The following is a 13,492-nucleotide window of genomic DNA, read 5'->3' on the forward strand; positions in this document are numbered from 1 at the left end:
CATGAGCAACCGCACCCGGCGGAAGCGAGGGCACAACGTCATGTCCCTGGACGACGACTTGACGGCGGTTCAGCGCTGCCTCGACGAGCTCGCCCGCGCCGTGAAACGCATCGAGCCCCGGCTCTGCGGCCCCGGCGGCGGGCCCGACCTGCGCCGGGTCCGCGCCGACACGGCCCACCTGCGCGAGAGCGTCGCCCTGCTGTGCGAGACCGCCGCACCGGCCGTGGGCCGACAGCGCGGGCCCGAGGTCGTGCCGGTCCCCGACACCCCGTACGACAGTTCGCTGTGGACGGGCGCCGAGGGGCTCGACGACGAGGGCCTCGGCGCGCACGGCCGCCACGCCCCATGACCGGCCGCACCGGACGGCACCCCTCCGGGGACCACACCACCGGACGGCACCCCACGGGGCGCCACACCACCAGACGCCACACCACCAGACGCCCCACCACCAGACGCCACACCACCGGGCGCCACCCACCCCACCAGGTGCCACCTCACAGGACAACGCCCCTCCGGGCTCCACCCACCCGGCGCCGCCCCATCCGACAACACACCGGGCACGGCCCCACCCGACAACACCCCACCGGGCACCGCCCCACCCGACAACACCCCACCCGGCGACACCCCACCCGACAACACCGCACCTGACCCTTCGAGCGGAGGCTTCGTTGGCCACCGGAACGGAACCCACCAGCACCGAACCGCATCCCACCGGCGGCGGCGTCAGAGGCCGGACGCGTGCCGCCATCGCCGCGCCCCATCTGCGCACCGACCGCTGGTGGCTGGCTCCGGCCGTGACGACCGCCGGGCTGCTCGCCTTCATCGTCTACTCGACGTGGCGGGCGTTCGCGAACGCGGACTACTACGCGGCCCCGTACGTCTCCCCGTTCTACTCGCCGTGCCTGGCACACAACTGCGTGCCGATGCGGGGCGGCCCCGACTGGGAGCTGTTCGGCGGCTGGTGGGGCCTGTCCCCCGCCCTGCTGATCCTGATCTTCCCGCTCGGCTTCCGCCTGACCTGCTACTACTACCGCAAGGCCTACTACCGGGGCTTCTGGGCGTCGCCGCCCGCCTGCGCGGTGGCAGAGCCGCACAAGAAGTACAGCGGGGAGACGCGGTTCCCGCTCGTCCTGCAGAACATCCACCGGTACTTCTTCTACGCGGCCGTGCTCGTGGCCTGCGTGCTCACCTACGACACCGTGCTCTCGTTCCGCGACGCGCGCGGGGCGTGGGGCCACATGGGGCTCGGCACGCTGGTGTTCCTGGTCAACATCGCGCTGATCTGGACGTACACGCTCTCCTGCCACTCGTGCCGGCACATCGTGGGCGGGCGGCTCAAACACTTCTCCCGACACCCTGTGCGCTATCGGCTGTGGGGGTGGGTCGGCAAGCTGAACTCCCGTCACATGCTGCTCGCCTGGTCCTCGTTGGTGAGCGTGGCGCTCGCCGACTTCTACGTCTATCTGGTCGCGTCCGGCGTCTTCGACGATCCGAGGTTCTTCTGATGAGTGTGGTGGAGCGGCAGCAGTGGGATGTTGTCGTGATCGGCGCCGGGGGCGCCGGGCTGAGGGCGGCGATCGAGGCCCGCGAGAACGGCGCTCGCACGGCGGTGATCTGCAAGTCCCTGTTCGGCAAGGCCCATACGGTGATGGCCGAGGGCGGCATCGCGGCCGCCATGGGCAATGTGAACTCCGGCGACAACTGGCAGGTGCACTTCCGCGACACCATGCGCGGCGGCAAGTTCCTCAACCAGTGGCGGATGGCCGAGCTGCACGCGAAGGAGGCCCCGGACCGGGTCTGGGAGCTGGAGACGTGGGGCGCGCTCTTCGACCGCACGAAGGACGGCCGGATCTCGCAGCGCAACTTCGGCGGGCACGAGTATCCGCGGCTCGCGCACGTGGGCGACCGTACGGGTCTTGAACTGATCCGCACACTGCAGCAGAAGGTCGTCGCGCTCCAGCAGGAGGACCACGCGGAGAGCGGGGACCACGAGGCGAACCTCAAGGTCTTTCAGGAGTGCACCGTCACCCGTGTGCTGACGGGTGACGACGGCCGCGTCCGCGGTGTGTTCTGCTACGAGCGCGAGAGCGGCCGCTTCTTCGTGATCGAGGCGCCGAGCGTCGTGCTCGCCACCGGCGGCATCGGCAAGTCGTTCAAGGTGACCTCCAACTCGTGGGAGTACACCGGTGACGGGCACGCCCTGGCGCTGCTGGCCGGTGCCCCGCTGCTGAACATGGAGTTCGTGCAGTTCCATCCGACGGGTATGGTCTGGCCGCCGTCCGTGAAGGGCATCCTCGTCACCGAGTCGGTGCGCGGCGACGGCGGTGTCCTGAGGAACTCCGACGGCAAGCGGTTCATGTTCGACTACGTCCCCGACGTCTTCAAGGAGAAGTACGCGGAGTCGGAGGACGAGGGCGACCGCTGGTACGACGACCCGGACCACAACCGCCGCCCGCCCGAACTGCTGCCGCGCGACGAGGTGGCGCGGGCCATCAACGCCGAGGTGAAGGCGGGGCGCGGATCGCCGCACGGCGGGGTGTTCCTCGACGTGTCGACGCGGATGCCCGCCGACGTCATCCGGCGGCGACTGCCGTCCATGTACCACCAGTTCAAGGAGCTGGCGGACGTCGACATCACCGCCGAGGCGATGGAGGTCGGGCCGACCTGCCACTACGTGATGGGCGGTGTCGCGGTCGACTCCGACTCGGCGGCGGCGCGCGGCGTGCCGGGGCTGTTCGCCGCCGGGGAGGTGGCGGGCGGCATGCACGGTTCCAACCGGCTCGGCGGCAACTCGCTCTCCGACCTGCTGGTGTTCGGGCGCCGGGCCGGGCTGCACGCGGCCCGGTACGCGGCCGAGTCACCGGCCGATGACCGCCCGACCGTCACCGACGAGCAGATCGACACGGCGTCGGCCGAGGCGCTGAGGCCCTTCTCGGCGGAGGCGGAGACCCGGAGCGAGGAGCCGGGCACCGCGCCCGAGAACCCGTACACGCTGCACCAGGAGCTCCAGCAGACCATGAACGACCTGGTCGGCATCATCCGCCGCGAGGGCGAGATGGAGGAGGCGCTGCGCAAGCTCGCCGATCTGCGGGTGCGGGCGCGCCGGGCCGGGGTGGAGGGCCACCGGCAGTTCAACCCCGGCTGGCATCTCGCCCTGGACCTGCGGAACATGCTGCTGGTCAGCGAGTGCATCGCGCGTGCCGCCCTGGAGCGCACGGAGTCGCGCGGCGGGCACACCCGCGAGGACCGCCCTGGCATGGACCGGTCCTGGCGCCGGGTGAACCTGCTGTGCCGCCTGCGCGAGAGCGGCGCCGGTGTGGCCGCCGCCGATCCGGCGCGAGGGCAGATCCGGCTGGAGCGCGACACCCCCGAACCGATCCGCCCCGACCTGCTCGCCCTCTTCGAGAAGGAGGAGCTGGTGAAGTACCTGTCCGAAGAGGAGCTGTTCGATTGAGTACCTACGAGGCCCGCTTCAAGGTGTGGCGCGGGGACCAGGACGGCGGCGGCCTGAAGGACTTCCGGGTCGAGGTGAACGACGGGGAGGTCGTCCTCGACATCATCCACCGCCTCCAGTCGACGCAGGCCCCCGACCTCGCGGTCCGCTGGAACTGCAAGGCGGGCAAGTGCGGTTCGTGCTCCGCGGAGATCAACGGCCGCCCGCGCCTGATGTGCATGACCCGCATGTCGGTCTTCGGCCGCGACGACACGATCACGGTGACACCGCTGCGGACGTTCCCCGTCGTACGGGACCTGGTGACGGACGTCGGCTTCAACTACGCGAAGGCGCGGGAGGTTCCGGCGTTCGTGCCGCCGCGGGACGTCGGGCCGGGCGAGTACCGGATGATGCAGGAGGACGTCGACCGGCCGCAGGAGTTCCGTAAGTGCATCGAGTGTTTCCTGTGCCAGGACACCTGTCATGTGGTCCGTGACCACGAGGAGAACAAGACGGCGTTCGCCGGGCCGCGCTTCCTGATGCGCGTCGCGGAACTCGACATGCATCCGCTGGACGCCGCCGCCGACAGCGGTCTGGACCGCAAGACGGCCGCCCAGGAGGAACACGGGCTCGGCTACTGCAACATCACCAAGTGCTGTACGGAGGTCTGCCCCGAGGGCATCAGGATCACGGACAACGCGCTGATCCCGATGAAGGAGCGCGCGGCCGACCGCAAGTACGACCCGCTGGTGTGGCTCGGATCGAAGATCAGGAGGCGTTCTTCTTCGTAGTGGCCGGGCCGGCACGGCCGGGCCGCTGGGCGAGTGTCTGGAAGATCAGCGCGCCGAAGAACACGGACCAGCAGAGCCAGGGCAGGGGGCCGTAGTGCCCGGGGTACGGCCCCAGGAAGAAGAACAGCCCTCCGCTGACCGCGGCGACGACGCAGCCGGCCCCCCACAGCCTCGGGCGCAGTACCCGGGTCCGCCCCCAGGGCGCGACCCAGCCGGTGACGATGCTGACGACCCCCACGACGCCGAGCAGACCGAAGACCCCGGCGCCCGCCACTCCCAGGAATATGTGCATGGCGCTCAGCATGCCACGGTCGGGGGCCGCGTCATCCGACCCAGTCACGACGGTACGCGCGCCAGTCCGCCTCGGTCGCCGCGAAGTCGACGTACAGGGCGACGCCGAAGCGCTGTCGGTCCACGTCGGTACGGGTCAGGCCGAGGCGTACGCCGCGGACGGCGGCCGGGACGGTCTCTGCCGCGCCGCGGTGGCCGAAACGGTTCTCGTGGAAGAAGGGCAGGCCCATCAGCAGATCCGTGGTGGGCGGGGTGACTTCGAGCGCGAGTGAGGTCTGCTGGGCGACGTAACCGCCGTACGTGCTCCGCCACTGCTGCATGGTGTCGTACGACATGACGGCGATCTGGTCGACCCGGCGCGCCACCTGCCCGAAGAACGCCTGGGACCACCACTTGGGGTGCCCGGTGACGACTCCGGCGACGGCGTGCAGGCCGGGCAGCGGGTCGATCTGGTGGGAGGCGACGGACAGGACGGCGTGGCGGGCGCCGGTCAGGCCGTGCAGTGTGCCGAGGAGGTCGAGGTAGTGCCGGTCGCCGGAGTGCACCGGCTCCAGGTCGAAGTGGACGCCGTCGAACCCGGCGTCGAGGACCTGCCGGGCGGAGCGGACGACGGCGGCGCGGGTGGCGGGCCGTTCGAGACGCATGCCGTCGGGCCCTTCCGTGGCCAGCACGTCGCCGAGCCATGCCTGTACGCGTACGCCGGGGAGCTCACGGTGGACGGCGGTGATGAGGTGGCCGGCCCTCGGGTGGGCGGAGGCGGGCAGCGTGCCGTCGTGCTCCAACGGGCCCGCGTGCACGTACAGGTCACGTATCCCGGTGGTGCGCAGGCGGCGGGCGAGCGCGGTGATGTCGGCGTCGCTCTTGCGGCCGTCGACCCAGGCGTGACCGAGCCAGATCGCGTCGCGGTGCCGGGTGGTGGCGCCGGTGCCTTCGGCGATTGGGCCGGTGTAGTTCAGGCGCAGGGCGATCTGGGTGGCGAGGAGGGGCAGGAGGAGGGCGAGGACGAGGCCGATCGCTGCCCAGCGGATGCGGTGAGGTCTCCGGCGGGGCTTCGCCCCGCCGGACTCGCCACCGCTGCCGGTCGAGGTCTCATCGGCCTCTGCGGGCCGTGAGCCCTCCTCGCGCAGTTCCCCGCGCCCCCGCACACCACCGCCAGCCGCCGAACTCCCGTCGGTCTCAGCGGGCCTCGGCCCCTCCTCGCACAGCTCCCCACGCCCCTTGTGGGGCGTGGGCCCTGCGGCGTCTCGGTGCGGTTCCGGGGGGCTGGGCAGGGTGGCGGCCGGGGCGGGCGGGTGGGCGTCGGGGCTGTGGGGAGGGATGGGAGGGGGCTGTCCCGGTTGCGCCTCGCCGTCAGGCTCCCGCTCTGCCGGTTCCATTGCGGCCCCTCCCAGGTGTCACCGGTGTTGCCAGTGTTGACGGTCGGGCCGACCGCGCGGTTGCGTACCGACGGGCGTCAGAAGAGGCTGAGCAGGGCCTCCGTCGGGTCGGCCAGGCCCGAGTCGCCGTCGGGGAGCGGGAGTTCGAACCACACCGTCTTGCCGCGCGGCGTGCGCCGCGAGCCCCAGGACGCGCTGAGCAGTCCGACGAGCTGGAGGCCACGCCCGCCCTCGTCGGTGTCGCGGGCGCGGCGGCGACGCGGCTGCACGAGGCCCGCGTCCCACACCTCGCACACCATCGTCCGGTCCAGCAGCAGGCGGAGCCTGATCTCGCCCTCGCCGTAGCGCAGTGCGTTCGTGACCAGTTCGCTCACCAGGAGTTCCGCCGTGTCCACCAAGGGATCGAGGTCCCAGTCGAGCAGTTGCGCCCGCGCGTACTCACGGGCGCGGCCCACCGACTTGGGCTCGCGCGGCAGCGTCCAGTCGCCGACGTGGTCGCCGGGCAGACCCTGTACGCGGGCCATGAGCAGCGCGATGTCGTCCTCGCCATGGTGGATGTCGAGGGTGCTCAGAACGTGGTCGCAGACGTCTTCCAGGCCCGGCGCCGCGCCGTCGAGCGCGGCGCGGAACGCGGCGAGCCCCTCGTCGAGCGGGTGGTCGCGGGACTCGACGAGGCCGTCGGTGTAGAGGGCGAGGAGGCCGCCCTCCGGCAGCTCCACCTCGACCTCCTCGAAGGGTTCGCCGCCCACGCCGAGCGGCATGCCGGGCGGCACGTCCAGCATGAGTGCGCCGGACTCGGGTTCGACGAGGACGGGCGGCAGGTGACCCGCGTTGGCGAAGGTGCAGCGGCGGGTGACAGAGTCGTAGACGGCGTAGACGCAGGTGGCGAGGTAGACCTCCGAGAGGTCCTCGGCCGACGCCGTGGCACCGGAGCCGCGCGGGCTCCGGGGCGGCGCCTGGCCGCCGCCGGGCGTTCCGAGACCGCGCGCGATCTCGTCCAGCGCGCTGAGCACTTCCGCCGGTTCGAGGTCGAGCAGCGCCAACGTACGTACGGCGGTGCGCAGTTCGCCCATGGCGACGGCGGCACGCAGGCCACGGCCCATGACGTCGCCGACGACCAGCGCGGTGCGGTGGCCGGGCAGTTCGATGACGTCGAACCAGTCGCCGCCGACCTCGGTCGCCGCGTTGCCCGGCAGGTAGCGGCAGGCGATGTCGAGGCCCGCCGCCTCCGGATCGTCCGGCGGCAGCAGGGAGCGCTGAAGGATCAGGGCGCGCTCGTGCTCGCGGCGGTACAGGCGGGCGTTGTCGATGCAGACCGCGGCACGGGCGGCCAGCTCCACGGCGAGCGCCCGGTCGCGCTCGTTGAACGGCTCACTGCCCTTCGTACGGGAGAACTGCACGAGCCCGACGACCGTGTCACGCGCGACCATCGGCACGGCGAGCGTGGACCGCACCAGGTCGCCGGGTTGCGTGGGCAGCAGTTTGGGCCGTGCGGTGCGCAGGGCGTGCGCGGGCGCGGAGTTGAACGGGAAGCGGTGCACCGCCCCCACGTCGACCGGCTCCTCGCCGCCCAGGTCGAGGAAGGGCACGTCGGCGACGGCGCTGGCGGCGGCGACGCGGCGCAACTCGGCGCTGCCGTCCGCGAGCCCGTGCCCGACGAGGGTCGTCTCGTCGCCCGCGAGCAGCACCTGGTAGAGGTCGACGGAGGCCAGGTCGCAGAAGCCGGGCACCACCACGTCGAGGAGTTCGCGGGCGGTCGTCTCCAGGTCGAGGGAGGTGCCGATGCGGGCGCCCGCGTCGTTGAGCAGCGCGAGGTTGCGGCGGGCGTGGGCGGCCTCGCGGGCGGCGGCGTGCCGCCGGGTGACGTCGGTGGCGAGCCCGGCGACCCCGATGGGGCGGCCCGAACCGCTGTGCACGCGGTACAGGTTGATGGACCAGTGGCGCCGCTCGGGCGAGTCCGGCGCGGGGCCGACCAGCTGCATCTCGGTGACGGCGTCGCCGGTCTCCAGGACCCGGCGCAGCGCGCCCTGTACACGGTCGGCCTCGTGGCGCGGCAGGTAGTCGTGGACGGTGCGGCCGCGGTGGTCGGCGGCCTGACCTCCGAAGACGTCGGTGAAGGTGCGGTTGGCGCGCTGGACCTTGAGGTCGGTGCCGAACAGCAGGAAACCGAAAGGCGACTGACCGAAGATCGCCTGCGAGGCGGCGAGGTCGGTCTCGATGTGGCGCAGCACCCGCACGTCCACGACGATGCAGACAGCGGCGCGCTCGCCGGACTCGGTGGTGGTCGGCATGACGTAGACCTCGGCGACGCCGGTCTGCGCGGGCGAGGGCTCCGCCTCGGGCGCGCGGAACGGGACGACGCCCGTCCACTCCCGTCCGTCGAGGATCTCCGCCATCTTGCGGTGCCCTTGTTCGCGCAGGTCGGCGGGGACGAACGCCTCGATGGGGTCCTTGCCCACGGCGTCCCGCGCGGCGATGCCCAGCAGCCGCTCGGCGCGCCTGCTCCACTGTTCGACCAGCCCGTCGGGGCCGATGGAGAACGAGGCGACCTTGATGTAGTCGTAGATCGAACCCGGCGGGTCGGACTGCCAGATGTCGGCCCGTACCGACTGTGCGGGGCCCGCGGGCGCACCGCCTCGTCCGTCGTCCCGCGCCGACGCCGCGTCCGAGGGCTCCCCGGCCGCGTCGGCCTTCGCTGGTATCCCGCTCACGCGAACCGTCCCCTCCAGCTCACCGCGTCCGGCATCGGTCACCGGGGCGGCTGCCCGCAGTATCCAGCACTGCGGCGCCGCGCAACACGGTGTTCACGATCACACCACGCTCCCGGCGTGATTCAGCCTGCCGGGAACCGACTTTTTCCGTACCCAGACCGAGGGTGGGTCCACACGTGGGTCCGTGCGTCGGCCCATACGTGGGTCCATACGTGGGTCCATACGTGGGTCCATACGTGGTCCTCACGCGGGTCCTCAGGCGGGCCCACGCATGGGTCCGCACGCCACCCGCGAAGTCCGCGGCTCGTGCTTTCGCCCTTACGTCTCCTAACCGGGCAGCGGCAGCTCGAACCACACCGTCTTCCCGCCGGCGGCCCCGCCCTCGCACTTCGTCCCCCAGCGCCGCGACGCGCCCTCGACGAGTTGCAGGCCACGGCCGTGCTCGTCGTCGGGTGCGGCCACTCGGGCGCGGGGCGGGTCGGGCAGCGGGTCGGAGACTTCCACGAGCAGCGCGCCGGTGGCTTCGGACGGCCGGACGAGGCGCACCCCGATCGGTCCTGACGCATGCCGCAGGGAGTTGGTGACCAGCTCGCTGACCAGGAGCGTCGTGACGTCGGTGAGAGCGTCGAGGCCCCAGCCGGCGAGCTGCGCGCGGACCGCGGCGCGAGCGCGGCGCACTGCCGTGGGGTCGGCGGGGAACGCCCATTCGGCACGGTCGCCGTCGCCGTGGAGCACGCCGATCACTCCCTCGCGTACGACGTACACTCTGCCCGGTTTCTTCGGATTAGTAGGGGTATACCCGGATCTCCGGGCCCAGTACCGCGTCACGGTCCAGTACCCCGTCAGGCGAGTTCGCCACGGGACTTGAGAGTGTCGAAGAGCAGTTGGTCGACAGGAGGCACCCGGTCCCGGTCCGCGCACGAGAACCAGGCCACCTCCTCGATCTCGCTGCTCGGCCTCAGTTCTCCCTGGTACTCGGCGGTGTAGCAGGCCATCCGCACCACCACACCCGCCGGGAGACCCGGCCCGCCCGCCTCGTACGTACCCACATGGGCGACCGTTTTCGGGTCGAGCAGGACCGTCAGCTCCTCCTTGATCTCGCGCACCAGCGTCTCCAGGTCGCTCTCCGCGCCTTCCCGCTTGCCGCCGGGGACGTAGAAGACGTCCTTGCCGCGTGGCCGCGCGCAGAGGATCCTGCCACCCTCGGCCCGCACCCAGGCCACCGTGTCGATCAGGCCCGACATCACTCACTCCGCCTTCGTCGTCGTTGCCCGCCAGACCTTAGCGGCAGCACCACGTCGTGCTCGTGGGGCCGCCCCGGGCGAGGCCCTGACAGGGCGCCGGCGCGGCTATAGTGCGCCCGGCGGCCGACGCCGGCCGGGCCCGCGCGCAGCACTGGCGCACCGGCCCCCCGTCTCCCCACCGTCCGCTCGCCTTCCGTCACCCGTTCCTCCTCCCCTGCCTAAGAGGACCTGTGCCCAAGCGCCCCCTGCCCAGATCCCGTTACATCGCCCTGTCCGCCGCCGCCGTGGCCAGGGCGGAGGCGAACGGCGTCCCGGGCCTGCCGGACGCGCTGTGGTACGCCACGTACGACGGCAACGACACCACAAGCGCCGACTTCCCCTTCTCCCCGGCCCTGTGGTCCGGTCACCGCCGCGGCCACCAGTACGCGGTGGGCGAGCGCGAGACGTACGGCGGAGCCACCGTCACCGTCGACCACGACGCCTGGGACGCTCCGGTCGCGGTCGTCGGCTGAGAGCCGGCCGTCCGGCCCGCGCGCTCAGCGCGTCACGGGGAACGCCGCGGCGAACGGGCGGCTGTCCGCGCGAGTCTGGGCCGGGAAGGTGACCTTCAGGCCCTCCGCCTGGCCCGTCACGTTCAGGTAGGTGATGGCCGTGAGCCCCAGCATCCCCTTCTTGGTCTCGGTCGCGGTGACGACATGGCGGGGGAAGTTGATCAGAAGCTTGCCGGGCTTGCCGCCGCGGTTGCCGTCGAAGAAGAGCACGCGCTGGTCGGTCAGCATGAGGTACATCGCCTTGGGCCGCACCGTCGCCATCACCATGCCCAGGGTCAGGATCGCGACCACGGTCGTGGTCAGCACCTGCTTGCGGACCGAGACCGTGCCGACCGTGACCAGGGAGACGAGCTCGACCCGCTCGCCCGGGATGAGCAGAGGCTGTGCGGCCTGCGTCAGCTGACGGTTGCGGCGAGCGTTCATGGCCACGGGGACTCCAGGTTCCATAAGGTGACGGGACCACCTGCGGCGGGGTCGTGTCACGGGCCGGGTCAGTTTGGCCAAGTCGCCTACAGCGCGGGGAAAGGGCCGGTCAGCCGGTCATCAAGATCAGGGCAAGGATCCGCCAAGTCCGTTTGACGGGGACCGCTTCACCGACGATCGCTTAATATCCACGCCATGTCACCCGCCCGCGCGCTGCCGCCGCCCGACTTCGAACCGGCCTCGGCCCATCCCGAGTTCGGCTGGCTGCGGCAGGCCGCCGCCGCGTCGGACTGGGCATCGGTCCGCGGCTACGTCGACAGCCTGCCGCCGGGCACCGACCGGTCGTTCGTGAGCAGCGTGATCGCCGAGGTCGACGGGGTCGAGCACGCGCTGCGCGCATGGGTCGCCGCCGCCCCCGGCGACGTACTCGCCCTGACGCTCCTCGGCGCCCGTGAGATCAACATCGGCTGGGGCATCCGGACGGCCGCGCGGGCGAGCAAGGTCAGCCGGGAGCAGTTCGAGGCGTTCCACGAACACCTGCGCCGGGCCGAGCAACTCCTCATCCGGGCCACCGCCATCGACCCCGCGTACGACGCGGCCTGGTCGGAGCGGCTCAACACCGCCCGCGGGCTGCAGCTCGGACAGCACGAGGCGCGGCGCCGCTACGACCGGCTCAGCGAACACCACCCGTCGCACTTCACGGCCCAGGCACGCCTGTTGCAGCAGCTGTGCCCGAAGTGGAGCGGCAGCTGGGAGGCCGCGCACGGTTTCGCCCAGGAGTGCATGCTCGGCGCACCCGAGGGGGCCATGAGCGCGGGCCTGGTGGCCGAGGCGCACGTGGAGCACGCGCTCGATCTGCGCGACGACCGCGAACGCACGGCGTACCTGCGTCAGTCGCACGTGCACGCGGAACTCGTCGAGGCGGCGCGGCGCTCCGTGCTGCACCCGCGTTTCCGGCGCCCGTACGGCTGGGTGACGGTCCAGGGCTCGTTCGCCGTGCTGTTCTCGATGATCGGGGACAAGGCCCAGGCCGCCGCGCACTTCCACGCGCTGAACGGCCTCGCCTCCGAGTACCCCTGGAGCTACTTCGGCGAGAAGGCCGAGACCTACACCCGACACCGGGCCGCCGCCCTCTCCCACACCTGAACAGTGAACTGACTGATGAGCCAGACCATCCACCACACCGAGGTCGACGGCGTCCCCGCCCTCTTCACCCACTCCACGGGGCCGATGCGCGCCGGGCTCGTCTTCCGGGCGGGCGTCGCCGACGAGACGCTCGGCCGAAGCGGCGTCACCCACCTCGTGGAGCATCTGGCGCTGCACCGCCAGGGCGTGACCGACGTCCACTTCAACGGCGCCACCAAGGCCGCGTTCACGCACTTCCACGTGGAGGGCACCGAACACGAGGTCGTCACCTACCTGAACGGTGTGTGCGCCTCCCTGACGAACCTGCCGATGGAACGCCTGGAGACCGAGAAGGAGATCCTGCGCACCGAGGAGTCCCGCCGCGAACCCGACCAACTGCCGCTGTGGCGCTACGGGGCACAGGGCTACGGCCTGGTCTCCTTCCCCGAGTGGGGTGTGCGGCAGCTGCGCCCGCAGGATGTGCAGGAGTGGGCGGGGGCGCTGTTCACCCGGGGCAACGCCGCGCTGTGGATCGCCGGGGAGCGGCTGCCCGCAGGTCTGGCCCTGAAGCTGTGGGACGGCCCGCGCCGCCCGATGCCCGCGGTGACGTCCGCGCTGCCCGCCTGCCCCGCCTACTTCAGCGACGGCCAGGGCGGCGTGCTGCGCGACTGCGTCGTCCGCGACACCATGGCCTCACGCCTGTACGCGGGCCTGCTCGAACGCGAACTGGCCCTCGCGCTGCGCCAGAACGGCGGCTACTCCTACACGACGGCCACCGACCACGTCTCCCGCCGGGACGGATTCGCCACCGTCATCGCCTTCGCCGACGTGCTGCCCGCCAAGCAGGACGCGGCGCTCGGCGGTTTCGTGGACGTCCTCGCCGTGCTGCGCGAGGGACGTATCGACCCGGTCGGTCTGGAGGCCGTACGCGGTCGCCTCGACGGGTCGCTCGCGGCCCCCGACGCGGCGGCACGGCGGCTGCCCGCGCTGGCCGAGGGACTGCTGGCCGGGCAACCGCTGCGTGAGGCGGAGGAGTTGCGGGCGGAGCTGCGGGCGACCACCGCGGGGCACGTGCACGCCGTGGCGGCGGAGGCCGAGGCCACGGCGCTGATGCAGGTGCCGTCCGGCCATCGCGCCGACTGGGCCGGGTACGCCGCCGCCCCCACGACGTCGCCGGCGGCGGTCACCGGCAGGCGGTTCACCCCGTCCGGGCGCGACGCCCCGGCGCTGCTCATCGGTGCCGACGGCGTCAGCCTGACTTCGGGCGACGACGCGGTCACCGTGCTGTTCCGGCAGTGCGCCGCCAAGCTGAGCTGGCCCGACGGGGCACGCCGGCTGATCGGCCACGACGGCCTGACCGTGCACATCGAGCCGGGCCGGTACGGCGTGGACGCACACACCATGGCGACCATCGACGCCGCGGTGCACCCGTCGGCCACGGTGTGGCTGCCGCCGCGCATGGAACAGCCACGCACGCAGCGGCCCGAAGCCGTGGCGGCGGCCGCCCCCGGGGCCGACGCCGCGGGTCATGTCGGCGATCATCGCGT

The 13,492-nt window shown here is 72.1% G+C and carries 13 protein-coding genes; 7 read left to right on the forward strand and 6 right to left on the reverse strand.

The annotated features are described in order from the left end of the window. Positions 1-40: 40 nt before the first annotated feature. From OFY01_RS14910 to OFY01_RS14925, 4 genes are all read left to right on the forward strand, one after another. Positions 41-349 carry a hypothetical protein gene (locus OFY01_RS14910; protein ID WP_266600068.1) on the forward strand — a complete coding sequence of 103 codons (309 nt, stop codon included), beginning with the start codon at positions 41-43 and terminating at the stop codon, positions 347-349. A 319-nt stretch (positions 350-668) separates the two neighbouring features. Continuing rightward, positions 669-1,505, forward strand: coding sequence for a hypothetical protein (locus OFY01_RS14915; RefSeq protein ID WP_266600036.1), 837 nt, complete (start codon positions 669-671; stop codon positions 1,503-1,505). Next, on the forward strand, positions 1,505-3,454 hold the full coding sequence (locus tag OFY01_RS14920; protein WP_266600038.1) for a fumarate reductase/succinate dehydrogenase flavoprotein subunit: 1,950 nt from the start codon (positions 1,505-1,507) through the stop codon (positions 3,452-3,454). The genes OFY01_RS14915 and OFY01_RS14920 overlap by 1 nt, the downstream gene beginning before the upstream one ends. Beyond that, positions 3,451-4,224, forward strand: a complete 774-nt coding sequence (locus OFY01_RS14925; protein WP_266600040.1) for a succinate dehydrogenase/fumarate reductase iron-sulfur subunit — start codon at positions 3,451-3,453, stop codon at positions 4,222-4,224. The genes OFY01_RS14920 and OFY01_RS14925 overlap by 4 nt, the downstream gene beginning before the upstream one ends. On the opposite strand, the gene OFY01_RS14930 is transcribed toward OFY01_RS14925, so the two are convergent. The 5 genes from OFY01_RS14930 to OFY01_RS14950 all read right to left on the reverse strand — a co-directional run bounded on the left by OFY01_RS14930 (position 4,202) and on the right by OFY01_RS14950 (position 9,846). Then, on the reverse strand, positions 4,202-4,516 hold the full coding sequence (locus OFY01_RS14930; RefSeq protein ID WP_266600042.1) for a hypothetical protein: 315 nt from the start codon (positions 4,514-4,516) through the stop codon (positions 4,202-4,204). The two genes, OFY01_RS14925 and OFY01_RS14930, sit on opposite strands and share 23 nt — an antisense overlap. Before the next feature lie 31 nt (positions 4,517-4,547). Next, positions 4,548-5,660, reverse strand: coding sequence for a glycoside hydrolase family 18 protein (locus tag OFY01_RS14935; protein WP_323135514.1), 1,113 nt, complete (start codon positions 5,658-5,660; stop codon positions 4,548-4,550). Positions 5,661-5,968: 308 nt separating this feature from the next. Beyond that, a complete protein-coding gene (locus OFY01_RS14940) occupies positions 5,969-8,602 on the reverse strand; it encodes a SpoIIE family protein phosphatase (protein ID WP_266600046.1) in 2,634 nt (877 codons plus the stop codon). Positions 8,603-8,929: 327 nt separating this feature from the next. After that, complete coding sequence (locus tag OFY01_RS14945) at positions 8,930-9,367, reverse strand: ATP-binding protein (protein ID WP_266600048.1); 438 nt, start codon at positions 9,365-9,367, stop codon at positions 8,930-8,932. Positions 9,368-9,444: 77 nt separating this feature from the next. Next, entirely contained in the window at positions 9,445-9,846 is a 402-nt protein-coding gene (locus OFY01_RS14950; protein WP_266600050.1) for an NUDIX hydrolase, read from the reverse strand. Between the two features lie 230 nt (positions 9,847-10,076). Between OFY01_RS14950 and OFY01_RS14955 the strand changes: the two genes are divergently transcribed. After that, a complete protein-coding gene (locus OFY01_RS14955; RefSeq protein ID WP_266600052.1) occupies positions 10,077-10,358 on the forward strand; it encodes a glycoside hydrolase family 25 domain-containing protein in 282 nt (93 codons plus the stop codon). Positions 10,359-10,382: 24 nt separating this feature from the next. Here OFY01_RS14955 and OFY01_RS14960 read toward each other — a convergent pair whose 3' ends face one another. Then, on the reverse strand, positions 10,383-10,820 hold the full coding sequence (locus OFY01_RS14960) for a PH domain-containing protein (protein WP_266600070.1): 438 nt from the start codon (positions 10,818-10,820) through the stop codon (positions 10,383-10,385). A gap of 195 nt (positions 10,821-11,015) precedes the next feature. On the opposite strand from OFY01_RS14960, the gene OFY01_RS14965 reads away from it, so the two are divergent. Together OFY01_RS14965 and OFY01_RS14970 are read left to right on the forward strand one after the other, a co-directional pair. Further along, positions 11,016-11,966: a hypothetical protein gene (locus OFY01_RS14965; protein ID WP_266600054.1), complete on the forward strand. Its 951-nt coding sequence runs from the start codon at positions 11,016-11,018 to the stop codon at positions 11,964-11,966. 15 nt (positions 11,967-11,981) lie between these two features. Beyond that, positions 11,982-13,492: peptidase M16 family protein (locus tag OFY01_RS14970; RefSeq protein WP_266600056.1), on the forward strand; the 1,511-nt coding region annotated here is incomplete at its 3' end.

The organism is Streptomyces beihaiensis (genome assembly GCF_026274175.1).
GTDB lineage: Bacteria > Actinomycetota > Actinomycetes > Streptomycetales > Streptomycetaceae > Streptomyces > Streptomyces beihaiensis.